Here is a 25181-nt window from a genome sequence, read left to right on the forward strand (position 1 = left end):
TGCTCAAAAATTGAGCAGAAGCAGTTGAACACCTGGGTCAGTTTTCAGTCGGCAGAACAGCCTCTACTGGGTCAGTTTTCGGTCAGCGGCAACATGCGCAGCTCAGACAGCACCCATAGGTACTCTCGAACGCTCTGCTCATCCTGCCCAGAGTGGAATCGCAGCGTGGTATCGCTCGCCCAGCAGCGCTCGACGAAGTCATCCAGAACCCTGTTAGTTTTTGCCTTATATCTGCCGTCAAGCAATCGGTAGAGCCGGTCAGCGTAGGCAGCTACGCCAGCTAAACCTCCGTGTCTGGGCGGCCTGGGCACCAGCTCAACTTTACCGTTCGGGTCGCAAGTCGCCGAACCGCTAAGGCGGTGCTTACCAAGCTGACGGATATACCTTGCCCGCTCCAGCATGGCCGATCGATCCGCATCGGAAAACTCCACCCAGTCCATGTTGACCGACTGTCCTGATGCTTCCGCGTACGCTTGGTATGCGAGCATGGACGAGATGTCATTCATCCTTGTCAGAGCCCTCCCTTCGCCATTCGATTCTATGGGGCTCATCGGGTAGCTGACTTTGCGACGTTTACTGCGTTTGTATACCCCGATACGACCGATGATGCGCCGCATATGGCGGATCTCAGCTGGCAACCCTGGCGCAGCCAAATCTTCTGGCTTACTTGGCAGGCTGACCCCGGCAATTTTTGCGATGACATGGCCAGGGGGCCAAAACTTGGGCTCCCATTGCCAGCACAACGCCGATAGCCAAGACATGCAGTGCACATAGTGCAGCAGCGACGTCTTGGGGCTCGCATGGCCGAGCACAGCGCTGGTGATATGGATTACACGGCGGGTGGCGGCTTTCCGGGAATGGAAAAACGCATTATTTAACCTTTCTGCATCCAGCAACCACGCCATCGTCTGAGATTGCTCACCGAAGAGAAGTCGAGCGTTCTCGCATGCCCCTAACGCTGTGGCGGCCAGCTTGAAGGTGAGCCAGGTTGCAGCCGAGTGCCGCAGGTGGTGGTAGTGCATATCGGAGCATCTTGTAACCCGGCGGAGGGAGGCATGAATTGCAGGTAACAAGGTGGATTCGGAAACCCATCGTGTCTGCAGCTCGGGGATACAGAACAGAAATTCCGAATATGGACTTTTCTCCTCTTCGTCATCACGCAACCGCGCCAGGCGCTCTATCAGCTGCAGCTCATCTGGCTCGAGCAACACATGGAGTGGCAGCGTACGCGTTGAGTTGCGCGTTTTGAGCGCACGCTGAGAATGGGGGCGAATATGCAGAGCCGCGGGAAGGTTGAGCGCGGTTCGCTGCTCAGCCGATAGCGGCTTCAGGTTCGGATGCCGTCTACGCAGTGCAGCTGCACGTGCGGCAGAGAGCGTCGGTAACTGCAGATCGCGGCGCAGCAACTTCAGCGACTCATTACGCCGCAATCCCAGTCGGTATCCGAAAATCACCACAGCCTGCGCGACCATAGCAATACGCGGTGAGCGATGGCTTAGCGGGCCTGTGGCCAGGTCTCGCAGCACCTGACGATATTGCTCTTCATTGATGATCTGGGCATCAACGAACTGAGGCGTTTTCCCAATACCCAATGCGGCATAGGGGCTGATTGGTGGATAGGAGAAGCTGTTTTGCAGGTATCCATGAAACTCCAGCAGGCCCTTGGCTAGGTTTCTCCTCATTGGCGCCGTGGGTTGTACCTCCAGCAGCGTTTCATACAACTCCTCTAACGCGTCCGGCGGAACATCTAGAATCGACCCAACAGACAGCAAATTGTCCAATCCTATACCGACGTCTCTAACATAGTTGGCAACCGTTTTGGACTGCAAAGGGTTGCCATAGAACGAGCGGCCATGAAGCAGAAACGATGCCCAACCGGTGATCAATTCTTCTAGCGTCGTAGGTACCTGCTCAACCTCCAGTACCGAAACCCGTCCTCTACGGACCTGCCGACATAACGTCGTCAGCCATCCCGGAACTCGTTGTTCGGGCCTACCCAGCCGATGCTTTTTACGTTTGCTTTTTTGTTCATGATTTGAAGACGATCTGTCACCTTGCAGATGCAGCCATGAGTCCGCCAAGACAGAATGCGTCACGTAACCGTATCTGGTGGTGTAATTGATCAACAGCTGCGGTAGCTGCGTTTGGCGCTTGATACGCAGCAGCTCAAACAGTCGACTGAGAGACGCGGGTTGGCTCTGATTATCTACCCCACCTACGGCCAATGCCGCCTGAATACAGTGAAGTTTTCCGTCCCTCTTGGACAGATAAGGTCTCAATTCACTTAGATCTGGAGCGCAACGGGACAACAGTGCCAGTGTCATCGGATCTGGGAACCATTGCCTACTCTCAGCCTCGGATTGCCCACGGATTGAAAGCTTGAGCCGGAACTCTGGTATCCCAGATACCCAAATAATCTGACCTACATCAAGCTGGGTCAGCGCATTTAGCTGGGGGATGTCCATCAGCGCGCCATAGTAGGCGGCGCTCAGCAGGAGTAGCCCAACCCGGCAGTGGGGGGTGAGTTGCTCCAGGTCGTGTCTCAGCGCCCGTTCCAGCGAATCGATCACGTCTCGACTGGCTGAGATGTTCTCTGCTGTATACAAGTCGGGATTGATTGGATTTGCGGGACGCCGCGTGTCGATCGCTATGTGGGCAAGCGGCAGGCTCGGGTTGAATCGCCGCGCCCGGCTTGTTACGTCTCGCAGTGCATTGCGTAATGTCGAGCTTTCAAGCTGATTCTCAAGCTCCCGCATCTTTTCGACAGGAAAATTTCTCAGCGAACGTTTACCGCAGAGCCATTCTCCGATGACATTGTTGGAGTCTCTGCAGCGCTCCTTGAGCGTCTGAAGAAATTCGCTCTTCCATTCTGGATCGTATTTTTCAGGACTCCAAATTGCTGACAGCATTTCCTCAGAAAGGGTCGAAATGGTCATTTAGCCTCCTTAACTAGGTGGCTGTTGCGAACCATCCAACCGAGCTCTCTCATCAGCGGCAATAAATACGCATGGAGGCTCTGGACATAAGCGCCAGGACAAAAGCTTGAGAACGACTCTTGGGGCGCCTCGCCATGCAGCCAGTGCCCCATGAATGCGGCAAGCGTTTCAGGCGGGCACCCACGCTCTGCGAGCTCGGTCCTCAGCAACTTGCGGAAACCGTTCACTGGATGGGGTGTAAAACCAACCACCTGCCGCATATATGCGTCGATATGTGACGGACGGATTTCCTCGTAGTACAGCCGATTGTCATCAGCAAACCACAGGAAAAAACCGGACCTAGGAGGAGTCTGTGCAGGTAGGCCGTATTTGAACTTCACACGAATTGCACAGCAGTGCGCGTCGTATGCCTCTAGCTGCCGACGCAGTAGCTCAGGCATCACTACCAGACGGCTCATGTGACCGTCATCTGCGCCTTTATCGCCCAGTGCGCCGTGGCCACTTCGTTGCTCGAACTCTTCCACTGCTTTTAGCGGGTTGCGGATGGCTCGACACGCGGTCGCCATTAGGAACATGAGGATGGTCCAGAGCGTCAGGCAGTTGTGCCAATGAATCAGCTCTTGAATATCTTTTCGTGGGCGTTTGCGCAGCACTGCGAGCAATGCTTCAAGATTGTTTTTCACAGCGCTAAGTTTCAGACAATTTCGGGCACCAACCGCCATCTCTGAAGAGCTAATGACGTTAGTAACTGGCGCCTCCAAACCTACTGTGCCGTAAATAGCGGTTAATACATTTCGCACTGAATGACAATAGAGGCTGCGTAGGTGATCAACGCTGTATTGGGTGTAATAAAGCGCAGTATTAGCCGACAGGCAAGGCAGCCCGGACAACATCGTGGCCGCAACCACATCGTGTGTATCGGTGATTATTTGGCGATGTAAATAGGAACGAATCTTGTGAACTGTATATCGCGGGTCACCTCCCCCCAATTCTTTCAAGAGGACACGAACTTCGCTCTCAATTTTCTTAACTTTCCCGGCAAATACGGCCGTTCCGGTCGTAGATGGCAGCGCTCTGACTCCCAATACTAACGTCGCGGCTCCCACCATATCCGGTACTGAAACTGCCGCCCCCCTCTTTCGAACCGTTTCAGGGGGCAGTTGCTCCTCCGCAGCGTAATCTGGTGTAGGTATTAAAAACCTGAACTCAGCAGACTCCAAGTCTTTAGCAGGTATAAGCTCAAACGCCACCCGCGGGCGCGCGCCGCCCTCAGAGATCTGTAGTTTTGTGCAATCCTCAAGTGACCTGCCGAACCAGAGCATGAGATGTAGGGCGAGTAGCGCCTCCATGCGCGTACGGATGCCTACCTGCTCTGGCAGTGGCGCTGTGCGGAACCGCTCCCGGCACTGCAGAAATTCATCAGTGACGCTGAACAGGAGATTTGCTAATTCGGGCAACGTCAGCAGGTTGAATCCGAACGGTAAGAACTGCCGAGCGCGGGCAATATGGGCGAGGATTCCCTGATGGCTGAGCAACTCGGCGACATAGGGCCTGACTTCGCCGCCGGTATCGATCAAACAGAGTTCATCTGGCGCAGTGATTTCGCCGTCGGGCAATTCTTCGTCGAAATCATGGTCTAACCGTGGAACAACAAAACTAATATGGCCTGGCAGTAGATCGGGATCGTCCGGATCATCAAGAGGGAACTTGGTTACCCCTTGACTTACTACCACACCTAATCCGGAGCGGACTGGCATCCTGCCTCGATGATTGCCACCACCACCACGACGCTCAGGTGGCTGATCGCCCCCGCAATAACGAACTAGCCGGGTAACAGCAGGAAAGGCATCAGCATGGACGTCGACTGAAATACTGGGATCGAAAACTGTGCAGCTCCGCATAAATATGGCTGGACTAGACCAAATATTTAGCTCTGCAGGGACGGTCAGTAGTTCCTTCGCGCAAAGCGTACGCAGCTTGAGATATGCATTGTATTTCTGGCCGCGAAGGTCCGATGCACCAGAGCTCTCCTGATGCGCCACCAGTAGCTGTCCTACAAGCCGGTAGTAATCTGGCGCGCCATCAACATCGGCCGGCTCATGCCATAACATTGCATACGGGAAAGCGTAATCCTGGACGCCCTGTCCAATGATTGGATTACGCCTGCGCGCCTCATCTCCGGAAAAAAAACGAGGGCCCAGGGCTGAGATGAACCGCGGATTGCTCCTATTAGAAATTATCCAGTGACACTCATGCCGCCAGACCACGGGATCAAAATCACCGACGAACAGAACCGGCGGCTTTTCCATTTCATTCAGCGCGTTTAACAACCCTTGGATTATTCGGGGAAAATCTATGAGCTGAGGATGAGCATCTATAAATTTCAGAATCTCTGTTATGACAGTTACGTCACGCCCGGACCCTGCTGCCAGCTGTAGCAGCTCTTTGAATGTGGTTTCGCAGCCGGCATCCCTTGGCTGGCTTAGTGAGTTCGACATCAGCTAGTCCTATCGTGTGAGTACTAGCTAATAGTGCTAAGCCGAAGTCCCCCAATTCGGGCATGCCATGGAAATCCAGAAGCTGGTTCTGATTTTTCAGAATCGGCTGACACCACACCTGGTTTTCCGCGCATGCGCGGAAAACCAGGTCGATACGCCGAGTATTCTCACACGGATTCCGCGCATGCGCGGGTTGGAAGCGCTGCAGCTTCCAAAGTCGAGGCCATCCCCCTCCAGGCACTAGACATAGGGCCGCCCGCTCACTATTCGATAATATTTTCGGTGCCTAGGCATATCGAACTGGAATCGGTGCACTTGCTCTGAGCACTACCTCATAGAGCGGTGAATTTCTCGCCTGCTCAAAATGGAGGAAATGCACATGCGTAAAAGCGACTGGAAAGCCCAGGTCGGCCAGTTCAGCGACCGCGAAATAGCGAGGAGGTTTGGGGTGGGAGCGACTACCGTCCGCCGGTATCGAAAGGCCAACGGTATCGCCGAATTCAGCTTCAAGCTAGAACTTACACAATCGCTGATTGAGCGGCTGGCAGTACAGACGGACTACAGCCTATCCAAAGACCTCGGTATTCCCGCAAAAAGCATTAAGGAGGCTCGAACTGAGTTTGGTATTCCGGAGCCAAAACCCCTCCGGCCTAAGTTCCAACCACTTGAGGAAATTTGGAACGAGCAAACGATTGCGCTTCTTGGCACTATGCCCGACTACGAGTTAGCCGATAGGCTAAAAGTTAGTAACTACCCGATCAAATCCAAACGAAAAGAGCTGGGAATAAAAGCGTTTGAAAAACCATATCCAAAAATCACTGCTAAAATTGCAGCCGAGTTTGGTTTGACCTCTGACCGAATTTTAGCCGAGCGCCTAGGCGTTTCCCCAAGCTATATCCGTAGGGCGAGACTCAGATGGTTGGCAAAAGACGAATGACCTGTATAATTTCCATTAACTAGCTAACCCCAAAGCGCCGTATATTATGCTTTGCATAGCGGCGCGACTATCAGGTTATCCAGCCCTCTTCAGGAGCACCTAGTTTAAAAATTAGCGCCCTGGCTTATGCAGGTACAGTGCATCCATTAATGTCGAGGCAGTTTTAATGAAGATCAAGCCGATTCGTACTGATGGCGACCTAGCTACCGCTTTGGCGCTTATGGAGCAACTGTGGGGTGCCCCGATCGGTACGCCAGAGAGTGATGCGCTAGAAGCGCTCGCAGCGTTGATCGAGAAATATGAAGACGAACACTATCCGATCCCACCTTCTGATCCCGTCGAGGCCATCAGATTCCGAATGGAACAGCATGGGCTCGGAGTGATCTAGCGCTCCCTGGGTATTCGCTCCAACCGACGCCATCCAGCCGCGCGAATCCCGCAATCGACAAGATGCTAGAAGCCTAGGGTTCGTAAGCCTCGCGATGGAGTAACAGGCTGATCACGACGTCCGTGATGACATCCATTTGATGTTCTCACTTCAAAGCAACCTACGGCTGCTTTCGGCCAAAAGCTGCCTGTCGTTGAGTGCAATTTTTGACTCATGGCTGCCAGCAACGGCAGCAGTTAAAATGCTCAGAGACGATCACTCAACGAGCAATAGACCTAGTTTGTTCGACCGAGCTAGATTAGTAAAAGCTCTTTCACTTTTTGCTTGATTTCAGCAGGGCTTTCTTCAAATCCGTATTTACCGGCATTATCTTTAGAAGAGTTATATCCCAAGAAATAACCATTGTATTGAAAGTAGTTAGTGTCAATTTTTCGCCTGCTTGGCTTGCCTTTTTCCAGCATATCCAGAAGCGTTTTTAAGTGTGAGCGTGTTAGCCAGAATTTTAGAAGTAATCCGCTCCCTAGCACTTCAGTGCCGATCATTGGAGCTGCTTGAAAGCCCAAGGCCTAGCTCAGGGCTAGTCGTCTACACCAGTTCCGCTATGTATGCTGAAGGGGGCCCAACCACTCTACCTGACCAGCAACCTCAAGCGCTTCGGCGAATTCAACCTCAAGCTAAACCGGCCACCGGAGCCCTGGATCAAGGACTCGGTGTTCCAACAAGCTGCCGGCTCGCTGCGGGTGATCAGACCTAGCCAGCTAGATACCGAGAAAACGCCATGATCAACATTCCTCCCGCATCCTTCCGCCTTACACCGTACGGCGAAGTGGACGCCGTGGCGTTGGAAAACCTGCGCGACAGCTTCGACACCTCTCAACTGCTCCGGCTGGTTGATCGCTTGGACGTCTGCTTGGTGGAACTGGGTGGAATCACCTCCATTCGCGACGAGCTACTGAGATTGCATGCGATGGCTCTGACGATAGTTGAGGGCATCGCTCTTACGGTGCCTGCCGAGAGTGCTTGTATCTGGACAGAAGCCCAATCTCTACAGATGGATCTTGAGGCACTGGTTTCTTGGGCGCGCTCCGCTCAGCTCATCATTGCGCCGCTGATCAATCTTGCTCCACAGCACGAGGCATGAGCGCTCTCGCCGATTTCGACGAGGCTCAACTGTTTCTGACCATGGCTGGAATCGCCCGTAAGTAGATCAATTCACCAATCAGTTCTACGAGTGTCTGAGTAATCACAGCCGCCGCGGCCAGCGCGCGAATGGACTCCGGGAGCGCTAGGGCCAGGGGAAGCACTACAAGCGAGTTGCGAGTGCCTGAGCTAAAGGCCACTGCCCGTGCGGCAGAAGCCTCCAAGCCAAATAGCCGGGAGCTGAGTACGCCGAGGGCCGGAGCGAGTAGTAGAAACGCTCCGTATACCGGAAGCAACGGCGCCAGGATGTCGAGTTGGTACACGACAGCCGCGATCTGCGAACCCACCACCACGATTAGAACCAGGGCCATTGCAGGCACTGGCAGCCAGGCCCAACCTGCGCTCCATGCGCGAAGCAGCAGAGATCGGCGTCCGCCAAATTCGGTGAGCACAGCCGCTACCAAGGGTAGGACGATCAGTAACAGGAAGGCTTCTGCGAAGGGCCACAGCTCGATCACTGTGCCGGCTTCGGGGCCAAGGATTAGCCGCAAGTAGAGGGGCAGCAGCAGAAGCTGGAGCAACAGCAGCAATGGCGTCGCCGCGAGCACCAGACGAGAGTCCCCTTTGCCCAGGTGGGTGAAGACCACCACGTAATCGATACAAGGCGTCAGCAGGACAAGCAGCGCGCCGACCAACAAGGCCTTGTTCGATGAGAGCGGCCACGTCACCAGCCACACCATCAATGGCACCAATAGGAAGTTGGCCAGCAACAAGGCACCGACGAAGCGGCGGTTGGCAAAAGCTTCTCGCAGCTCCAAAAAAGGAATCTGCAGAAACATGGCATACATCAGCACGGCAATCGCCGGTGTGATGGCCATGGCCGTCAGTCCGGTGAATTGCGCAGAGCTCAGGCCTGCAATGGCAGCGGCCACCACCGCCGCGAAATAAAATGCTATCTGGTGTTCTTCCAGCCAGTCCCGCGACATCTGATATCTTCCCTTGTTGCGCAAGGGCGACATTCTCCCACTGGCATCGGATTTAACCCAGCGTTGAGGCTGGTTGCTTTTCGCTTTGCCGTTGGGCGAAGTCCGCAACGGTCCTAACAAGTCCTGCCGATAAGAGGATGCATGATGTTTCGAAATAACTGGATGGCGGGTCTGAGGCAAGTGCTCGCCATCGCCAGGAGTTAACCGCAATGAATCCTCAACCTTCAGGCATGCCCTGGAACCTGCTGCTGCTAACCTGGCTGGTCGCACTGGTATCGACCCTGTCCGCGCTGTTCATTGGTGAGGTGATGGGCCAGGCACCCTGCGTGTTGTGCTGGTTCCAGCGTGCCTTCATGTTTCCGCTGGCGGTGATCCTGGCCATCGCCTGCTACCGCTCGGATTTCACCGTCTGGCACTATGCCCTGCCGCTGACCGCTATCGGTGCGGCACTGGCATTTGTTCACACGCTGCTCTATGCAGGGCTGATTCCACAGCCGATCCAGCCCTGCACGGCCACTGGTCCATCCTGCTCAGGCGCCGGAATGACCCTCTTCGGCGTGGTGCCCCTGCCGGCACTCGCCTTGTTCGCTTTTATCCTTATCGCCATCCTGCTCATAATCATCCGTCGGAGAACCACCCCATGAATCGCCGTTCCGTGGTCCTGATCGTCAGTGTCGTGATCCTGGCCGTCTTTGCTGCCGCCGCATTCTTCTATTCCCCCTCGCAATCGCCTCAACAGGCCCAGGCTCCCGGTTCGACAGCCCAAGAGACCGCGACACAACCCAAACAGAACGGCGGCCAGTTGGTTCGCTTCCACTCACCAGTATTTGGTCCGGCGCAGGCTCCAGTGACCATCGTCGAATTCTTCGATCCTTCCTGCGAAGCATGCCGCGCATTCCATCCCTATGTGAAGCAGATACTCGCCGAGAACCCGGAAGATGTGCGTTTGGTGCTGCGCTATGTGCTATTCCATCAGGGCTCCGAAGAGGTATCACGGATGCTGGAGGCGGCGCGTAAGCAAAATCTTCATGAAAAAGTGCTGGAGGCCGTGCTGGAGGCCCAGCCCGGTTGGCACGACGACCCCAAAGTCACGCAGGCATGGGCTGCTGCCGAGCGCGTCGGTTTGAACTTGGAGCAGGCCCGCCAGGACATGCATACGCCTAGCGTCAACGCCGTGCTTGAAACGGACATGCAGGACGTCAAGGCCGTTGGGATTCGTGGCACCCCGACCTTTTTTGTAAATGGTCGTGCGCTCAGCGAGTTCGGCCCGGAGCCGCTGCGCCGATTAGTGAGCAGCGAAGTGGCCAAGGCACGGGAATGACACTATGAGCGCGCTGGAGAACCGCGTGCCACCGCTGCTCGTAGCGGGCCTGATCGCTCTGCTGATGGGGTTGTCGGGATCCAGATTGCCGAGCATCGAACTGGCATGGACCGCGTGTCTGACCTTCGCTTTGCCGGTACTGTTCCTGGGGCTCGGCGTGTGTTTCGCCGGCGTACTGTCGTTTCGCCGCGCACGTACTACTGTCAATCCATTGCAGCCGCAGCAGGCTTCGGCATTGGTGGAGGCTGGCATCTACCATTACAGCCGCAACCCCATGTACTTAGGCTTCGCCATTATTCTGGCGGCTTGGGCGCTGGCCTTGGCCTCACCTCTAACACTGCTGGGCGTGGTTGCTTTCGTGCTGTACATGAACCGTTTCCAGATCGCAGCTGAAGAGTGGGCGCTGGAAACATTGTTCGGCGAATCATTTGCCCGCTACCGTGCACGAGTTCGCCGCTGGCTCTGAGCGTCCGCGGCGGTAGCGACTGGCGGGGCTTGCTCGTCGCTGCAGCCCGCCGAAGGAGCCACGACCTAGCCTAATCTCCTCGTGAGAGCTGATTTGGCCACATGCCGCTAACATGTCTCTGGTAGAGGACATAGCGCCAATAGTGATGTCGCAAGTTCACTCCGTTGATATCGAGCTAACTACCTAGCAACAGCGTTGAGCGCAAAGCAGGCTTATGCTTCGCTGCGATGACTGTCGGCCTGCCTGGTGTCGATACAAACACTGCCGTCTAGCTCCATTTCAAGTGTCGAGTGGCTGACTTTGAATTGCTCATGGAGTACTCGTTTTAAATCGGTCTTCACCCGTTCGATATCAGGCAGATTAGCCTTATTTATGACAACGTGGGCTTCCAATGCAGTTGTGTGTTCCGCGATTTCCCAAACATGCACGTGGTGCACACTTTCAACATCGTCTACTTGTTCCATGACGTTGATTATATCGGCGATGGAAACTCCTTCTGGTGCGCCCTCCATTAACAAGTGAATGGTTTTAGGCAGCATGCTAAAGCCCTGCCAGAGCACGTACCCAGCAATCATCAGTGTCAGGAGAGTATCTGTCCAATACCAGCCATACAGGAGGATTAATGTTCCGGCAATAATGACGCCGACGGAGGCCAGCGCATCCGACACGTTGTGCAAGAATGCCGCCTTTATATTCATGCTGTCCTTAGACATTGTGTAGGTCAGCAAAGCCGTAGCGATATCTACAATCAAGGCTATTCCCGCCACCACGACCACTGTCCATCCTTCAATGGGCTGCGGGGCAAAAAACCGACCTATAGCTTCGTAGATGAGGTAGAGACCAACGATAATCAGCGTGACCAAGTTAATCAAAGCCGCTATGGTTTCACTGCGTCGGTAGCCAAAGGTTTTAAAAGCATCTGGCGGTTTGCGGCCGATCTTACGTGCGATGAGCGCAATAACCAGTGATGCGGCATCGCTCAAGTTATGTAGCGCATCAGCTATGAGCGATAAACTTCCAGAAAGTATTCCGCCAACAACTTGTGCCAGAGTTAATGCAGTATTAACGCCAATAGCTGCGATTAAACGCTTATCACCCATGGCTTCGGTGTTATGGTTATGTTCGTGAGCCATATTTTTACCGCTCCTTAAAAACTAGCGTAAGAAAAATAGGGGAGCCAAACGACCGCCCATAAGAGATAATAAAAATACTAGCGCCTATACCATCGGGCCCTCCAAGCCACACTGACAGAAAATGCGACCACTCTCGAGCAAGTTCGTGCGTTATCGTCTTTAACTTGCCGATAACAGGTCGATCTCTCTCAGACGCTAAACGACGTTGCTCGCTAATGATATGGATTATGCGGTGCCATGCCCTGAAGATGACAATAATGTAATCTTCCGACCATTCTTGCCGTAGGCTCAAGCCCCTTGCAGATTGGTGCGCCTCGGTGCTGAAATGACGAAGCAAGGCGATCATGTCACTGCACAATGGGAGCATTACATTTCAATAATGTAATGCTTCGCTCATGCTGCTGTTAGCTTCAGTCACGCAAAATTCATTCGAACCTGTAGAGCTCACCGATAAAGCTCAGCAAGACACCTTTGAATTTAGCGAGGACTGCCCTATGAATCTGTTGAAAGCTATTGTTGTTGGATCGGTAATATTCGGCTCCGCATTGTCTTATGCAGAAGATGGCTACGACCGCTCGATTAAATTTAATGAAAAATTCCGAGCAGATCAAAAGCGAATTCACGGAACCGAATCCGCCGAAAAAAAAGCAGGCGAGTTGAAGGTTAATGATATTCGCCAGGATCAGAACAACATGGAAATCAAAAAAGAAACCAAAGCTGACTAACCACTTAATATCCGAACGATATCCGCCGCCGCCAGCTTCCAAGCTCCGTTGGTAGCAGTTGTACTCTAAGCGCCCTTCGGGGCGCTTTTTTGTGTCCATCACTTGCACGCAAAATCGCTACCAGCGAATCGCCCTGGCCTTTATAGGCCGTTTCGTTAAGTCAGGCCGCTATCGCCTGATCTGTTTGTTATTAGCGTTCGCAAGAGCATATCCGATTGGGCTGAACAGACGCTGGTGGCGTACAACGCATCCATGTCAGGGTCGCCCTCTCAACGGCCTCGCGGTTCGTCCATGATTGAAGGTGTCAGCTCGGCCTTGTAAAGCCCGCTGATCGGTCCAGCCAGGGCGTTTTCGTAGCTATCGCCCGTGCTGCCGCCCGGGGCAGCTCAGCCGCTGCTTGCATAATCTTTTTTCGTCAGCTCACCGTGGGTGAAAGCCATCAGCCGAGGAGGCGTATGTAGCGCGGAGTCATACGCACTAAGCGCTGAGCACCCTTTCTATTCACCGCTTAGATGCATTAGACCTACGCTATAAAGGCTTTGCTGCCCGCTGCGCCGCAGCTGAATCTTAGCACTCCGAAACCAACACGCCCCGTTCTCGCTAGCTAGCAAGAACGGGGCGTTGTGTGCCGCCACTCGATTTTCTAGCTAGTTCTGTCAGCGGCTAGCGCAATTTCTTGCTCCTCCAATTCGTCTTCGCGCCGATGAGCCAGCTGGTAGAGCAACGGTAGCACTAATAGCGTTAGCACCGTTGAGGAGAGAATCCCTCCGATTACCACTGTCGCAAGGGGACGTTGTACCTCTGCACCGGTACCCACATTCAAGGCCATCGGAACGAACCCGAGTGAAGCCACCAAGGCTGTCATCAATACCGGCCGTAGCCGGGTCAGAGCTCCCTCGCGGATCGCGGTGTCCAGAGGTAAACCTTGCTCCCGTAGGCTACGGATGAAGGAGATCATTACCAGGCCATTTAGAACGGCGACGCCTGACAGAGCAATAAAGCCAACTCCTGCTGAAATGGACAACGGGATATCTCTCAGCCACAGCGCAACAATGCCTCCGGTGAGCGCAAATGGAATCCCTGTAAAGACCAATAAGCCGTCTTTGACATTGTTGAACATCATGAAAAGCAGAATGAACACCAGGAGCAGCGCCACGGGGACGACGATCTGCAGCCGCTTCGTTGCCGATTCAAGCTGCTCGAAGGTACCGCCCCAGTCGATCCAATAACCTGCCGGGATATCTACTTGGGCCTGGATTTTCTGTTCTGCCTCAGATACGAATGATCCAATGTCCCGACCACGGACGTTTGCACTAACGACAATTCGCCGTTTCCCTTCCTCTCTACTGATCTGATTCGGACCGGGGGCCAAATCCAGAGTGGCCACCTCGCCGAGGGGGATATAACTTATGGCGCTGTTTAATTCCCTTGGAAGGGCAATTGGGAGCCTCTCAATTGCGGCGAGATCGCTTCGTATCTCGTCCGGTAAACGAACTACGATATCGAAACGCCGGTCTCCTTGAAACAAGGTGCCTGCCTCTCGGCCCCCGATGGCTACTGCAACCGCTTGCTGGACGGTATCTAAACTCAGGCCGTATCGTGCGATTTGATCGCGATCGATATCAATCGTGAGCATAGGAAGGCCAGTCGTTTGCTCGACCGTAACCTCGGAGGCGCCTGGTACTTGTCCTAGCACCTCGGACACTTCCGCCGCCGTGCTGTTAAGAACCTCCATGTCATCACCATAGATTTTCACGGCTACAGCGGCACGAACACCGGAAATCAACTCGTTGAAACGCAGCTGAATAGGCTGGGAAAACTCGTAGTTATTGCCCGGTAACTCAGCGGCGGATGCTTGGACCTCGCTTAAGAGTTCGTCGCGCGACTTGCCTGGATCCGGCCACTGCTCTTGTGGCTTCAGCATGACGTACCCGTCAGAGATGTTTGGAGGCATGGCATCGGATGCCACCTCCGCAGTGCCTGTGCGCGCAAAAATCCGCTCGATCTCCGGAAACTCATCCATGAGCTTTCGCTCCAGCTGCTGCTGCATCTCGACAGACTGACTAAGGCTGGTAGCCGGTACACGAAGGGCTTGGATAGCGAAGTCCCCCTCGTTGAGGCTAGGCACGAATTCACTGCCCATACGTGCCCCTACGAGGCCGGAAAGTACAACTGCAACAACGGCAAAGGTGAGCACTACTGGCTTGTTGGACATCACCGCATCGAATGCAGGTGCGTAGGCCCGTTTAGCATTGCGGATTAGAAAGTTTTCCTTCTCTGTAACACGCTTGCCGATAAAGAGCGCAACGGCTGCCGGGACGAACGTCACCGAGAGAATCATCGCCCCGAATAGCGCTGTCACTACGGTAAACGCCATGGGCGTGAACATCTTACCTTCTACCCCTGTAAGGGCGAATATCGGCAGATATACGATCATAATGATCAGCTGCCCATAGAGTAGAGGCCGACGCACTTCCTTTGCCGCAGCGAACACTTCATGAAGCCGTTCGGACAGCGTTAATGCCCGCCCGTGATGGGACTGAGCGTGAGCAAGTCGACGCACGCAGTTCTCAACAATCACCACGGCACCATCGATAATGATGCCGAAATCCAATGCGCCTAAGCTCATCAGGTTGGCGCTGACCTCGTTGGCTACCATGCCGGTGAACGTAAAGAGCATCGCCAGCGGTATAACAAGTGCGGTTAGGATCGCCGCACGGATATTGCCCAAGAAGAGAAAAAGTATAACCACAACAAGAATGGCACCCTCAGTGAGGTTCTTCTTAACGGTGGATATAGCTTTGTCTACGAGTACAGTTCGATCGTAGACAGTAATCGCCTTTACGCCCTCTGGAAGCGAAAGGTTTATCTCTTTCATCTTGTCATCGACAGCCCTAGAAACTACCCGGCTATTTTCACCGATAAGCATGAAAGCCGTACCTAGAACCACTTCGCGGCCATTCTCGGTGGCTGCGCCAGTACGGAGCTCCTTTCCAACCTCTACCGTCGCAACGTCGCGGATACGTACTGGGGTACCGTCAACGTTGCTAATAAGGGTATTGCGGATGTCCTCTACTGATTGCATTTGTCCTGGAGCACGAACAAGATACTGCTCGCCGCGTTTTTCAATATATCCGGCACCTAGATTGTTATTGTTTTGCTCAACCGCTTCGATCAGATCTTGTAATGTCAGTCCAAACGACCGCAAAGTGTCTGGATTGGGGGCGATCTGATATTCCTTTGCATATCCTCCGATCGTATTGATCTCAGTTACGCCTGGTACATTGCGGACTTGCGGTTTGATGATCCAATCTTGAATCTCACGCAAGTCAGCAGAGGTATAAGGCGTACCGTCCGATTTGGTGGCACCGTCCTCAGCTTCAACCGTCCAAAAATAGATTTCGCCAAGCCCAGTGGAAATAGGGCCAAGTGTTGGAGTGACGCCTTCCGGAAGCTGATCTTTGGCCCCTCCCAAGCGCTCATTCACAAGTTGGCGGGCAAAATAGATGTCAGTGCCTTCCTCAAAAATAACTGTGATCTGAGAAAGTCCATATCGAGACAAGGAACGGGTCTGCTCGAGCTTGGGCAACCCGGCCATTACCGTCTCGAGCGGGTAGGTAATGCGCTGCTCCACTTCCAGCGGGGAATAACCTGGGGCCGCAGTGTTGATTTGCACCTGTACGTTGGTGATATCAGGGACAGCATCGATAGGCAGCTTTTGGTAGCTGTAAGCTCCTAACGCTGCCATGCCAAGCACGGCTAGCAAAACCAGCCAGCGATGCTCTATAGAAAAGCGAATGATACGTTCGAACACAGTCTATAACTCCGTATCAGTGAGCATGCGAGGCGCTGGCTTTGCCAAGCTCGGACTTAATGATGAAACTGTTGGCCAAGGCATAGCGCACTCCGGCCTGAAGACCTTCCTTGATTTCAACCGCTTCACTATCGCCGCGACCAGTCACGATTGGCTGAGCAGCAAAGCCATGGTCGGTCCGTACAAACACCACCGGATTATCTTCCAACGTGTGGATCGCATCGGGCTTGACTGCAACCGGCACGGACACTCCGCCAGAGCCTACCCGCACTTTGACGAACAGGCCGGGACGCCAAACACCTTCCGGGTTCGGAAGCGTGACCCGGGCGGTAGCGGCGCGGCTTTGCTGACCAACAAGTGAGCCGACATAAGAAACGGTGCCATTGGCACTGGACTCGAATGCTGTGGCTTCGATAACCGCGTTGCTGCCGACTCGTACCGCGCTGAGTGCATTGGCAGGAACGCTGATATCTGCCCAAACGGTAGAGAGATCGGAAATGATGAATATCTGGTCGTCGGTATTGACTGACTCACCGAGCGTGATGTCCTTCTCAACGATCATCCCATCGAACGGCGCCCTGAGTTCGTAGCGGCTCAATGCGTCTGGCTTGCCAGCATCACTACCAAGCGCTTGTAGCTGTGCTTTTGCATTCGCAACCGTCAGCTCTGCTTCCCGTAGAGCCTGTTGTGCCTGTAAATAATCCTGTTCTGCAGAAATACGCTCTTCCCACAGCTCCTTTTCGCGTCGATAGGTTTTCTGAGCCAATGCAAGACGTTTTTGTGCCGCGTAGAACTCGCTTCTACGTTCCGACAGGTCGGTACTCGCGATCACAGCAAGCACTTGCCCCTGTTTCACCTGTTCGCCCAAATCGACTTTGACCGCTTCAACGACACCTGAGAGACGAGGCACAACTTGCGCTGTGCGGTCTTGGTTGAATGTAATTTCGCCAGGCAGCTCGATTGCGCTTTTTATCTGCGCAGGCTGAGCGGTTGCTAGCGAGATGCCCGCGGCTAGGATTTGGGTCTCAGAGAGTTCAACCTCTGCTGCTTCAGCGTGCGCCGCTCCCTCAGGGCCATCGTCATGCTCATCTTTCTCTGCCGCACCGACCTCGTGATCGCTATCGGCGCCTTCTTCATCATGGCCATGACCTCCTTCGGCTTCGGTATTCTCATCCGAATGCCCTTCATCTTCATGCTCCGAAGCGCCACCATGCTCGCCATGCGCGTCGCTCGCATTGGGCACGGCAGGACTACTGCTAAGAAGTAATCCACCAAGCACCAGTGCCACGCCTAATATGACGACGATCCAAAAAATCTGTTTTTTGTGAACAGCCAAGGAAGATGTGTTCGATTTACTTGTCATATGGATTCCTTATGGCTGAGTGGCCGAGGTGATAACGGCCGACCCATCGCCGACAATTCGCGAGATTTCTGCCGCCGCCTGGTTAGCTTGTGATAGCGCAGACAGATACTGAGATCGGGCTTGGAAAAGCGTGCGTTGAGCATCCAGTACGTCAAGGAACGTGAACTTTCCAAGTTCGAACCCCTTGCTGGCAGCTTCATAAGCGCTTTGGGCACTGGGGAGCATGTCGTTGCGCAACAGTTCAAACTGCTGGCGGGCAGTGCGCAGCCGCATGTGCGCTTGGGAAAGTTCGCTTTTCAGGCGTATATGGACGGCGTTGAGCTCGTCCTGCGCCTGGTAGGCCCGTTCCTGCGCTGCTCCGATGTTGCCTTGGTTTCGATCAAACAACGGCAGGGGCATCGAGATACTCACCAGTCCCAGCGTGCCGTTATATTCATCTGAGCGTTGGGCACCTACGCTAACCGTCACGTTAGAAAAGCGATTCGTCCTTTCCAGCTCCAACGCAGCCCGACGTCTTTCTGCTTCCCGACGCGCGCGGGTTAGTTGAGCGGAATCGCTCAAGCGGCTATAAAGCTCAGCTAGTTCGGGAAGCGGAGGTACTGCCTCTGCCGGCTCTAGTACTCGCTCAAAGCGTGGCTGTGGGTTTCCCCAGTTGGCCGCCAGACGAGTGCGCGCAGCTTCGAGTTCAGCTGTGGCCTGGGCAAGCTCCACTTGCACTCCAGTAGCCGCAACCCGCGCCCGGGTTTCCTCTACGGGAGAAACCATGCCGGCCCTCACACGCCGATTGGCCACGTTCACTGCTTGCTTCGCAAGCTTTGAAGCAGCCTGAGCGAGCTCCAGCCGTTCTTGAGCAGTAAGCACATCGTAGTATGCGCCCATCACTGCCCCCCTCAGTCGAGCTTGAGCGTCCTGTAGGTCGGCGGCCGCTACGTCCATGGCGCGTTGCGCTGCCTCAATACGAGCCGAACGTTTACCACCCAGCTCTATTTCTTGGCTCAGCTCAAGCGTCGTCTCGGGGGCATCACCTCGGATTCCCTCCTGGCTAGCGGACAATATTGGATTCGGACGCGCTCCGGCTTGGCTAATCAATGCGCGAGAAGCAGCCAGCTCACGTCTTGCAGCAGCCAATTCAGGGCTTGCAGAGCTAGCGAGCTCCAAGGCGCGTAGAAAGCTTATGGAGTCGACAGACTCAACGGGGAAGGTATTTGCCACACTGGCAGGTAAGGTCTGTGTGAAGGTCGGCAACTCTAAAGGCTGCGCAAAGGCGAGGTTGCACGACAACATCGTCAACCCCAGCGGTAAAATAACTTTTCGCACCGAAATCTCCTAGAAAAGGGAAGGTTCGGTGAGACCTCAGATACAGATAAATGGCGTCCTACTGGTTAATCTGGCGTCTCACCGGCTTTGCACCGATGCGCCAATTAGGTTTTTCAGGACGCCCGGCTTCAGCCGATGCGTAGCTAGCAGAAAAAAACGGTTTCAAGCTTATTGATAATACCGAACCAGGAGAAATCCCTTTCGTTATAAGCGGCTTGATATGGTCGCCATGAAAGACACAGTCTCCATCCAAACTGATTTTTTTTGCGGCTTTTGACGATCCTTCCTCGTCAGTACCCAGAGACTCGTGCGGATGTTCGTGATGTCCAAAATGATTTGCTGCCGAACCATCCTCATGACTGCAGCTCGTGCTAACAACTGCCCATGATGATTGCAATGGAAACAAGGCTAGCAACATCAGCAAAACTATTTTTCTCATCCAAGACAAAACGATGACTTCCTGGTTTAGATGTCGAATCCCATCATAAGAACTACCCCCGCCAAGACGCTAAACACATGCGCCTCTACTCCGATAGTGATTCGCCTTAGGTTTAAACAAATACACATAAGCGTTTTTTATCAGCCTTGCCAAGCCGGCAAGATAGCTGACGCTATGGGGTGGTGACTTTATAGAAGAGTGGATAACGATCGAGTGACCGAAACATTACAAATCTGTAATCGAGAGAGTGAGCGATGCCATTCCTCAGATTACAAAATAGTCATTTACCGCTAATCCTGCTGTCATCCGGGGGGGGAGAACATGGCCAAGCGCTAAAAAACAAAAAGGCGAAAGGCGTCATTCAAGCACTGATCTGCCGTACACAAGGAGCATCATCATGAGCAAAAAGGCCGTTTTTTCACTGACAGCCCTTTCACTGGCATTGGGCAGCGCCCCGGTCTTAGCCCAATCGGAAACAGCGGACGGCTTCATCGAAGGCAGCACGCTATCGCTGATAAATCGCAACTATTATTTCAATCGAGATTTTCGCGACGGTGAGAGTGCCACCGGCAATGGCTACTCCGAGGAATGGGCCCACGGATTGATGGCCTTCTTCGAGTCCGGATATACCCAAGGCTCGGTAGGGATTGGCGTCGACGCCTTCGCCATGCTCGGACTCAAACTCGACTCCGGTTCGGGGCGCTCCGGTGCGGGCGGCAGCATCGACCTGCTTCCCCACGACAGCGCCGGCGATCCTGAGGATGACTTCACACGGGTGGGGGGCGCGGTGAAAGCACGCTTGCTGGACACCGAGATCAAGGCAGGCGATGTATTTCCCGCTACTCCCGTCGTGCACTTTGGTGACGCACGGCTGCTGCCGGAGTCTTTCAAGGGTGTCACCGTTGTGAACAACTCGCTGGACGACCTCACCCTCCAGGGCGGCCGCCTGCACGCGATGAGCCAGCCCAATACCAGCAACACGAACGATGACTTCGTCACGTTTTATGGCGGTGCCGTCGACGCCCCTTGGCTCGGCTACGCAGGCGGTGACTATAGCGTAAACGAAAATCTCAGTTTTAGCCTGTATACCAGCCGCCTCAAGGATGCCTGGAACCAACATTACTTCGGTCTATCGGCCACCTATCCGCTTTCCGATGTCGTCGCGTTGCTGGGCAGTTTCAACTACTACAAGGCAACCGACGAAGGCCGCGAATTACTGGGCGAGTTCGACAACAACATCTGGAGCTCAAGCCTGGGTGTCGCCTTCGGCGCGCACACTGTCACGGCGTCGTATCAGCGAAACAACGGTAACAACGACTTTGACTACTTGCGCCAGGCGGACTCGATCTACCTGAACAATTCCATCCAGTACAGTGATTTCAACTCACCTAAAGAGCAGTCCTGGATGCTGCGCTACGACCTGAACATGGCGGAATACGGCATACCCGGGCTTACTTTCATGACCCGCTACGCCCGCGGTTGGGGCGCCGATTACAGCAATGCGAACGAGGTGTACATGCGCCAAGACGATAACGGTGCGCCGCTGACGGGACAGAACCGCTGGGAACGCGACGTCGAAGCCCGCTACGTTGTACAGACTGGCTCTCTCAAGGATTTGTCTCTGCGGGTGCGCCAGGCTACCACGCGGGCGACTGCTTTCGAGTCCGACCTCGATGAGGTCCGATTCATAGCCGAGTACCCGCTCTCGATCTTGTGAAACACCATGAGCAACACCACATCTTCTTTAGTTTTGCTCCCTTGGTTTGAAGATGTGTTTCAGGCGCCCATCAGGGCGCCTTTTTTTGCGTAAGTACTGCTTACGCAGCGAGCCAGATGACTGGCAGGTTACAAAATTTGTAAGGCAGCTTCCCAGCGCTCCTGCCGCGCTAGACTGTTCCCACCCCGGCCTACGGCGGCATATGTCAGATTCTTTAGAACAGTTCCGACCAAGTCGCTCCGTCTTGACTTTGTAGCCACTTGATGGATGTTTTTTTGGCGCCCCGTCAACTAGAGTTACCTCAAAATATGCGCATTTTGGTTGTAGAGGACGAAGTAAAAACTGCGGAATATCTGCAGCAGGGTCTTGCCGAATCTGGTTACCACATAGATCGAGCGGATGATGGTCTCGATGGGTTTCATCTGGCGCTGCAGAACGATTATGACCTCGTGCTACTTGATGTGAATTTGCCAACCATGGATGGGTGGGAGGTGCTCGAGCTCATCAGACGGCGTAAGCAGACTCGCGTGATCATGCTGACAGCGAATGGCCGCTTGGACGAAAAGGTCCGCGGTCTGGAACTTGGCGCTGACGACTATATGGTTAAGCCGTTCCAGTTCCCCGAGTTGCTCGCTCGTATTCGAACATTGCTGCGGCGAGGCGAGCCGATCTCACTTCCGAGTAACCTGTGTGTTGCCAACCTCGAACTGGACCCGAGCCGGCATCGCGCCTATCGGAACGGCCAACGTATCGATCTCACTAGCAAAGAGTTCGCTCTACTGCATCTGCTCATGCGCCGAACTGGCGAGGTTCTGACACGCACCGAAATCACTACCTTGGTCTGGGATATAAATTTCGACTGCGATACCAACGTGGTAGATGTCGCGATTCGCCGCCTGCGGATGAAGGTGGACGAACCCTTTGGCGATCGCCTGATACACACTATCCGGGGTGTGGGCTACGTGCTGGAGGCGCGGCCTTGAAACCACTTAGTCTAGCATCGCGTCTCGCGTTACAGATCACGCTGACCGGCGCCGCTTTGGTTGCGCTGTTGATAGGGATGAGTTACTGGGTACTGGTAAGCCAACTAGAGTCGCGCGCCGAGGAGGAAGTGACGGACAAACTCGCACAGATTGATCATGGACTTGCAGAGGATACCGAAGCCCGCATGGGCCGATCGTGGCAACATGCGCTGAGCGATACGGTGCTGGGCCATGACAACCTTTCGATAACCGTCATCGGCGATACGGAGAAATCACCGATTTTCAGTATCGGCCGGTTCGCCAATGCCCCGGAGCAGCTGGGTCTCGTGAACAGAGACGGTGAATACCTTGGCTGGACAACGAGAAATGGCGTGCAGATGCTAACCGGGCGCAAGCAGATCCAGGTTCCGGGACTGGGCCCAATGACGCTTTTACTTTCGCAAGATCGCAGTGCCGATCAACGGCTGGTGGCTGCATTTCTGCGCTCGGCCTTAGTGACCGTGCCGATGCTGCTGATATTGATCGGGTTGGCTGGATGGCTGGTTGCAAATAATGGCTTGCGACCGCTTCGCAAGTTCCGGGCCTTGGCGACTAAGGTATCGACACAGGATCTATCACCTCGAATCCGCCCCGATCGGCTTCCGCAAGAGCTCCAAGCATTGGCGCACAGCCTCAACGTAATGCTTCGTAGACTCGATGACGGCGTTCAGCAACTGTCTCAATTCTCGGACGATGTCGCTCATGAGTTGAAAACTCCGCTGAACAACCTGATAGGCAAGGCGCAGGTGACTTTGGTGCGTGAGCGAAGCAAGGAGCAGTATCGTGAAGTGATCGAGTCGTCGGTTGAAGAACTCGAACGCATGGATCGAATCGTGTCAGACATGCTGTTTCTTGCCCAGGCCAGCCACGCCAGCCCAGCACTGAAGCTCGAACCATTATCCTTGGGAAGCGAGGCGAGGCGCGTATGTGAATACTTCGAAGTCCTAGCCGAAGAAGCGGGAGTCGCTACGACAGTAACGGGCGATGCCATGATTTTGGGAAATCGACTTATGGTTCAACGGGCCATTTCCAACCTGTTATCCAACGCATTGCGGCATTCGAATACTGGCAGCACGGTCGAGCTTAAGATCCTTGAGGGGGACGCAGACATCGTCTCGCTGGCTGTCACCAATCATGGCGCGACTATCGAATCGGATCATCTCCCACACCTGTTCGACCGCTTTTATCGCGTTAACGGCATACAAACTCGCGGGGCAGGATTGGGGCTAGCGATTGTCCGTTCAGTAATGCACCTCCACAAAGGCCACGTGGCCGTCGACAGCAAAGACGGCCGGACCACGTTTGAACTCACGTTTCCTCGGCAGGCCTGACTCAAAGTGATACCGCACGGAGACAGCCATCACTACGAAGGGGCAAAAACCACAGGGACAAACAACCATTTCGAGGGCATGCGCGTTGGCCGGGTAACCAGGCCCGCAAGCCCCAACGCCGTTCATTTAATGCATGCGTCCTCGCTAATTCCGGCGAGAATGCCGCAAGCCTCAACTTCCCGCCCATCGTTGCAATTAGCCCGCAGTGAAACGAGTTGTCGTTCGAGTGATTGCAGAGCGGTTATCTGGGATCTGACTTGAGAAATGTGATCATCGAGTAAGGCATTGACGGCCGTACAAGGCTGGCGAGGGTCATCCTGGTAGCTTTGGAGTGCGTGAATCTCTGGAAGTGACAGATTCAAGATTCGGCAGCGCCGGATGAAAGCTAGCCGCTCGCCATGCTTCTCGGTGTAGACACGATAGCCGTTCGCCTGGCGATCAGGCGGTGGCAACAAGCCCTGCTGCTCATAGAAGCGGATCGTCTGTGTATCAATCCCTATTAGCCTTGCTAACTGACCAATGCGCATCGTGTGAATCCTCATCGGCTCTGCGTTATTGACCTTATAGTAGCTATAAGGCTTTTAATGATCCCATCTTCGATTTCAAGTGGAGCCGTATCATGAGCAAGTCCGATGGTCCCTGCGGCTGCGATGCGACACCAGCCGCTGATGCCGATATGCAAAACCCTTCCGATACGACGGGGCAATGGGTCAGTGTTTACGCCGTGCCCAAGATGGATTGTCCATCAGAAGAGCGAATGATCCGCTTGGCGCTGAATGGTTTGGACGGAGTTCGGAAGCTGACTTTTGATCTGTCGGACCGTCGGTTAGATGTCATGCATGACAGTGCCGTTGAGCCCATAACCAAAAAGCTGGCGACGTTAGGGCTAGGCGCCACTCTTCAGAAAACTGTCGCGGCAGACCCTGAGATGATCAAAGCCGCCGAGAATCCGGCGAACTCTACACAGGAATCCCGCTCCCTACGTTTACTGTTAGGCATCAACGCCTTCATGTTCGTGGTAGAGATGACTGCTGGCCTGATTGCCAGGTCCGCGGGTCTGATTGCCGATTCGCTCGACATGTTCGCTGACGCGGCAGTGTACGGCCTGGCCCTTTATGCGGTTGGGCGCAGCGTCAATCTGCAGGTGCGTGCTGCACACCTTGCTGGTGTGCTCCAGCTGATTTTGGCCCTCGGCGTGCTCGTAGAGGTGATTAGGCGCTTTGTATTCGGTAGTGAGCCCGAGTCGCTGATAATGATCGCCGTTGCGTTCCTGGCATTGCTCGCCAACACGGGCTGTCTGCTGCTTATTTCCAAACACCGGGAAGGTGGTGCTCACATGAAAGCGAGCTGGATATTCTCCGCCAATGATGTGGTCATCAACATGGGGGTTATAGTCGCCGGAGCGCTCGTCGCTTGGACTGGGTCAAACTACCCAGACCTGATTATCGGTACCGTTGTGGGATTCATCGTTCTAAACGGCGCTCGGCGTATTCTGGCGCTCAAGAGCTAAAGAAGCTCCCGTTACAGAAAAAGGCGTCGTCATGCCTCTAAGCCGTAAGCGTCCAGCCAAGTCACCTTCCGAACTCCCGCATTAAGGACGATGGTGTCCGCGTATTTTTAAGCGGACGCGATAGCCCTTATCGCCGGG

At 54.3% G+C, this 25181-nt stretch carries 21 protein-coding genes and 2 pseudogenes; 12 read left to right on the forward strand and 11 right to left on the reverse strand.

From position 1 onward, the window contains the following. Positions 1-71: 71 nt before the first annotated feature. Complete coding sequence (locus ACQKIK_RS22265) at positions 72-2936, reverse strand: hypothetical protein (protein ID WP_499137434.1); 2865 nt, start codon at positions 2934-2936, stop codon at positions 72-74. Beyond that, positions 2933-5434 carry a site-specific integrase gene (locus tag ACQKIK_RS22270; protein WP_081262847.1) on the reverse strand — a complete coding sequence of 834 codons (2502 nt, stop codon included), beginning with the start codon at positions 5432-5434 and terminating at the stop codon, positions 2933-2935. Before ACQKIK_RS22270 ends, ACQKIK_RS22265 begins: the two co-directional genes overlap by 4 nt. Before the next feature lie 379 nt (positions 5435-5813). Here ACQKIK_RS22270 and ACQKIK_RS22275 point away from each other — a divergent pair, with 379 nt between their 5' ends. After that, a complete protein-coding gene (locus tag ACQKIK_RS22275; RefSeq protein ID WP_023444708.1) occupies positions 5814-6371 on the forward strand; it encodes a hypothetical protein in 558 nt (185 codons plus the stop codon). 166 nt (positions 6372-6537) lie between these two features. After that, positions 6538-6747, forward strand: a pseudogene (locus ACQKIK_RS22280) (helix-turn-helix domain-containing protein); the annotation flags it as partial. A 305-nt stretch (positions 6748-7052) separates the two neighbouring features. Here the strand turns inward: ACQKIK_RS22280 and ACQKIK_RS22285 are convergent. Beyond that, positions 7053-7301, reverse strand: coding sequence for a hypothetical protein (locus tag ACQKIK_RS22285; protein WP_101153433.1), 249 nt, complete (start codon positions 7299-7301; stop codon positions 7053-7055). A 63-nt stretch (positions 7302-7364) separates the two neighbouring features. On the opposite strand from ACQKIK_RS22285, the gene ACQKIK_RS22290 reads away from it, so the two are divergent. Continuing rightward, entirely contained in the window at positions 7365-7541 is a 177-nt protein-coding gene (locus ACQKIK_RS22290) for a hypothetical protein (RefSeq protein WP_003292677.1), read from the forward strand. Further along, a complete protein-coding gene (gene tnpC / locus ACQKIK_RS22295; protein ID WP_003292676.1) occupies positions 7538-7900 on the forward strand; it encodes a Tn3 family transposase post-transcriptional regulator TnpC in 363 nt (120 codons plus the stop codon). The genes ACQKIK_RS22290 and tnpC overlap by 4 nt, the downstream gene beginning before the upstream one ends. Before the next feature lie 25 nt (positions 7901-7925). Here tnpC and ACQKIK_RS22300 read toward each other — a convergent pair whose 3' ends face one another. Continuing rightward, on the reverse strand, positions 7926-8885 hold the full coding sequence (locus ACQKIK_RS22300) for an arsenic resistance protein (protein ID WP_003292675.1): 960 nt from the start codon (positions 8883-8885) through the stop codon (positions 7926-7928). Positions 8886-9094: 209 nt separating this feature from the next. Between ACQKIK_RS22300 and ACQKIK_RS22305 the strand changes: the two genes are divergently transcribed. The 3 genes from ACQKIK_RS22305 to ACQKIK_RS22315 are packed head-to-tail and all read left to right on the forward strand — an operon-like array spanning position 9095 to position 10672. Further along, on the forward strand, positions 9095-9529 hold the full coding sequence (locus tag ACQKIK_RS22305) for a disulfide bond formation protein B (protein ID WP_003292674.1): 435 nt from the start codon (positions 9095-9097) through the stop codon (positions 9527-9529). Further along, positions 9526-10206 carry a DsbA family protein gene (locus ACQKIK_RS22310; protein ID WP_014822261.1) on the forward strand — a complete coding sequence of 227 codons (681 nt, stop codon included), beginning with the start codon at positions 9526-9528 and terminating at the stop codon, positions 10204-10206. The genes ACQKIK_RS22305 and ACQKIK_RS22310 overlap by 4 nt, the downstream gene beginning before the upstream one ends. Positions 10207-10210: 4 nt before the next feature. After that, a complete protein-coding gene (locus tag ACQKIK_RS22315) occupies positions 10211-10672 on the forward strand; it encodes a methyltransferase family protein (RefSeq protein WP_499137436.1) in 462 nt (153 codons plus the stop codon). 212 nt (positions 10673-10884) lie between these two features. Here ACQKIK_RS22315 and ACQKIK_RS22320 read toward each other — a convergent pair whose 3' ends face one another. Next, positions 10885-11805, reverse strand: coding sequence for a cation diffusion facilitator family transporter (locus ACQKIK_RS22320; RefSeq protein ID WP_014822259.1), 921 nt, complete (start codon positions 11803-11805; stop codon positions 10885-10887). Positions 11806-12200: 395 nt separating this feature from the next. Here ACQKIK_RS22320 and ACQKIK_RS22325 point away from each other — a divergent pair, with 395 nt between their 5' ends. Then, positions 12201-12530, forward strand: a complete 330-nt coding sequence (locus tag ACQKIK_RS22325) for a hypothetical protein (protein WP_080583081.1) — start codon at positions 12201-12203, stop codon at positions 12528-12530. 168 nt (positions 12531-12698) lie between these two features. Here ACQKIK_RS22325 and ACQKIK_RS22330 read toward each other — a convergent pair. The 5 genes and pseudogenes from ACQKIK_RS22330 to ACQKIK_RS22350 form a co-directional block, all read right to left on the reverse strand. After that, a pseudogene (locus ACQKIK_RS22330) lies at positions 12699-12904 on the reverse strand (IS3 family transposase); the annotation flags it as partial. Between the two features lie 269 nt (positions 12905-13173). Further along, the gene (locus tag ACQKIK_RS22335) at positions 13174-16344 is read right to left on the reverse strand and encodes an efflux RND transporter permease subunit (protein WP_014822258.1); all 3171 of its coding nucleotides are present in this window, start codon (positions 16342-16344) and stop codon (positions 13174-13176) included. Positions 16345-16360: 16 nt separating this feature from the next. Next, positions 16361-17707, reverse strand: a complete 1347-nt coding sequence (locus ACQKIK_RS22340) for an efflux RND transporter periplasmic adaptor subunit (RefSeq protein WP_021210272.1) — start codon at positions 17705-17707, stop codon at positions 16361-16363. A 9-nt stretch (positions 17708-17716) separates the two neighbouring features. Continuing rightward, the gene (locus ACQKIK_RS22345) at positions 17717-19024 is read right to left on the reverse strand and encodes a TolC family protein (RefSeq protein WP_014822256.1); all 1308 of its coding nucleotides are present in this window, start codon (positions 19022-19024) and stop codon (positions 17717-17719) included. 58 nt (positions 19025-19082) lie between these two features. Next, on the reverse strand, positions 19083-19472 hold the full coding sequence (locus tag ACQKIK_RS22350; RefSeq protein WP_128119964.1) for a hypothetical protein: 390 nt from the start codon (positions 19470-19472) through the stop codon (positions 19083-19085). A gap of 388 nt (positions 19473-19860) precedes the next feature. On the opposite strand from ACQKIK_RS22350, the gene ACQKIK_RS22355 reads away from it, so the two are divergent. The 3 genes from ACQKIK_RS22355 to ACQKIK_RS22365 all read left to right on the forward strand — a co-directional run bounded on the left by ACQKIK_RS22355 (position 19861) and on the right by ACQKIK_RS22365 (position 23533). Then, entirely contained in the window at positions 19861-21180 is a 1320-nt protein-coding gene (locus tag ACQKIK_RS22355; protein ID WP_021210271.1) for an OprD family porin, read from the forward strand. A 308-nt stretch (positions 21181-21488) separates the two neighbouring features. Continuing rightward, a complete protein-coding gene (locus ACQKIK_RS22360; protein WP_021210270.1) occupies positions 21489-22163 on the forward strand; it encodes a heavy metal response regulator transcription factor in 675 nt (224 codons plus the stop codon). After that, positions 22160-23533 carry a heavy metal sensor histidine kinase gene (locus ACQKIK_RS22365; RefSeq protein ID WP_342404325.1) on the forward strand — a complete coding sequence of 458 codons (1374 nt, stop codon included), beginning with the start codon at positions 22160-22162 and terminating at the stop codon, positions 23531-23533. Before ACQKIK_RS22360 ends, ACQKIK_RS22365 begins: the two co-directional genes overlap by 4 nt. A 122-nt stretch (positions 23534-23655) precedes the next feature. Here ACQKIK_RS22365 and cadR read toward each other — a convergent pair whose 3' ends face one another. Beyond that, entirely contained in the window at positions 23656-24060 is a 405-nt protein-coding gene (gene cadR, locus ACQKIK_RS22370; RefSeq protein WP_003292662.1) for a Cd(II)/Pb(II)-responsive transcriptional regulator, read from the reverse strand. A 92-nt stretch (positions 24061-24152) separates the two neighbouring features. Between cadR and ACQKIK_RS22375 the strand changes: the two genes are divergently transcribed. Continuing rightward, positions 24153-25043 (forward strand): cation efflux transmembrane domain-containing protein, encoded by an 891-nt coding sequence (locus ACQKIK_RS22375; RefSeq protein ID WP_499137440.1) that lies wholly within the window; start codon positions 24153-24155, stop codon positions 25041-25043. Positions 25044-25181: the final 138 nt, after the last annotated feature.

Source organism: Pseudomonas sp. NPDC047961 (assembly GCF_050272435.1).
Lineage (GTDB): Bacteria > Pseudomonadota > Gammaproteobacteria > Pseudomonadales > Pseudomonadaceae > Stutzerimonas.

What these genes read in the sequence shown, in the direction of transcription:
- ACQKIK_RS22265 (WP_499137434.1), bottom strand. Translation starts at nt 2,936, where the DNA reads ATGACCATTTCGACCCTTTCTGAGGAAATGCTGTCAGCAATTTGGAGT.
- ACQKIK_RS22270 (WP_081262847.1), bottom strand. Translation starts at nt 5,434, where the DNA reads ATGTCGAACTCACTAAGCCAGCCAAGGGATGCCGGCTGCGAAACCACA.
- ACQKIK_RS22275 (WP_023444708.1), top strand. Translation starts at nt 5,814, where the DNA reads ATGCGTAAAAGCGACTGGAAAGCCCAGGTCGGCCAGTTCAGCGACCGC.
- ACQKIK_RS22285 (WP_101153433.1), bottom strand. Translation starts at nt 7,301, where the DNA reads ATGATCGGCACTGAAGTGCTAGGGAGCGGATTACTTCTAAAATTCTGG.
- ACQKIK_RS22290 (WP_003292677.1), top strand. Translation starts at nt 7,365, where the DNA reads ATGCTGAAGGGGGCCCAACCACTCTACCTGACCAGCAACCTCAAGCGC.
- tnpC (WP_003292676.1), top strand. Translation starts at nt 7,538, where the DNA reads ATGATCAACATTCCTCCCGCATCCTTCCGCCTTACACCGTACGGCGAA.
- ACQKIK_RS22300 (WP_003292675.1), bottom strand. Translation starts at nt 8,885, where the DNA reads ATGTCGCGGGACTGGCTGGAAGAACACCAGATAGCATTTTATTTCGCG.
- ACQKIK_RS22305 (WP_003292674.1), top strand. Translation starts at nt 9,095, where the DNA reads ATGAATCCTCAACCTTCAGGCATGCCCTGGAACCTGCTGCTGCTAACC.
- ACQKIK_RS22310 (WP_014822261.1), top strand. Translation starts at nt 9,526, where the DNA reads ATGAATCGCCGTTCCGTGGTCCTGATCGTCAGTGTCGTGATCCTGGCC.
- ACQKIK_RS22315 (WP_499137436.1), top strand. Translation starts at nt 10,211, where the DNA reads ATGAGCGCGCTGGAGAACCGCGTGCCACCGCTGCTCGTAGCGGGCCTG.
- ACQKIK_RS22320 (WP_014822259.1), bottom strand. Translation starts at nt 11,805, where the DNA reads ATGGCTCACGAACATAACCATAACACCGAAGCCATGGGTGATAAGCGT.
- ACQKIK_RS22325 (WP_080583081.1), top strand. Translation starts at nt 12,201, where the DNA reads ATGCTGCTGTTAGCTTCAGTCACGCAAAATTCATTCGAACCTGTAGAG.
- ACQKIK_RS22340 (WP_021210272.1), bottom strand. Translation starts at nt 17,707, where the DNA reads ATGACAAGTAAATCGAACACATCTTCCTTGGCTGTTCACAAAAAACAG.
- ACQKIK_RS22355 (WP_021210271.1), top strand. Translation starts at nt 19,861, where the DNA reads ATGAGCAAAAAGGCCGTTTTTTCACTGACAGCCCTTTCACTGGCATTG.
- ACQKIK_RS22360 (WP_021210270.1), top strand. Translation starts at nt 21,489, where the DNA reads ATGCGCATTTTGGTTGTAGAGGACGAAGTAAAAACTGCGGAATATCTG.
- cadR (WP_003292662.1), bottom strand. Translation starts at nt 24,060, where the DNA reads ATGCGCATTGGTCAGTTAGCAAGGCTAATAGGGATTGATACACAGACG.
- ACQKIK_RS22375 (WP_499137440.1), top strand. Translation starts at nt 24,153, where the DNA reads ATGAGCAAGTCCGATGGTCCCTGCGGCTGCGATGCGACACCAGCCGCT.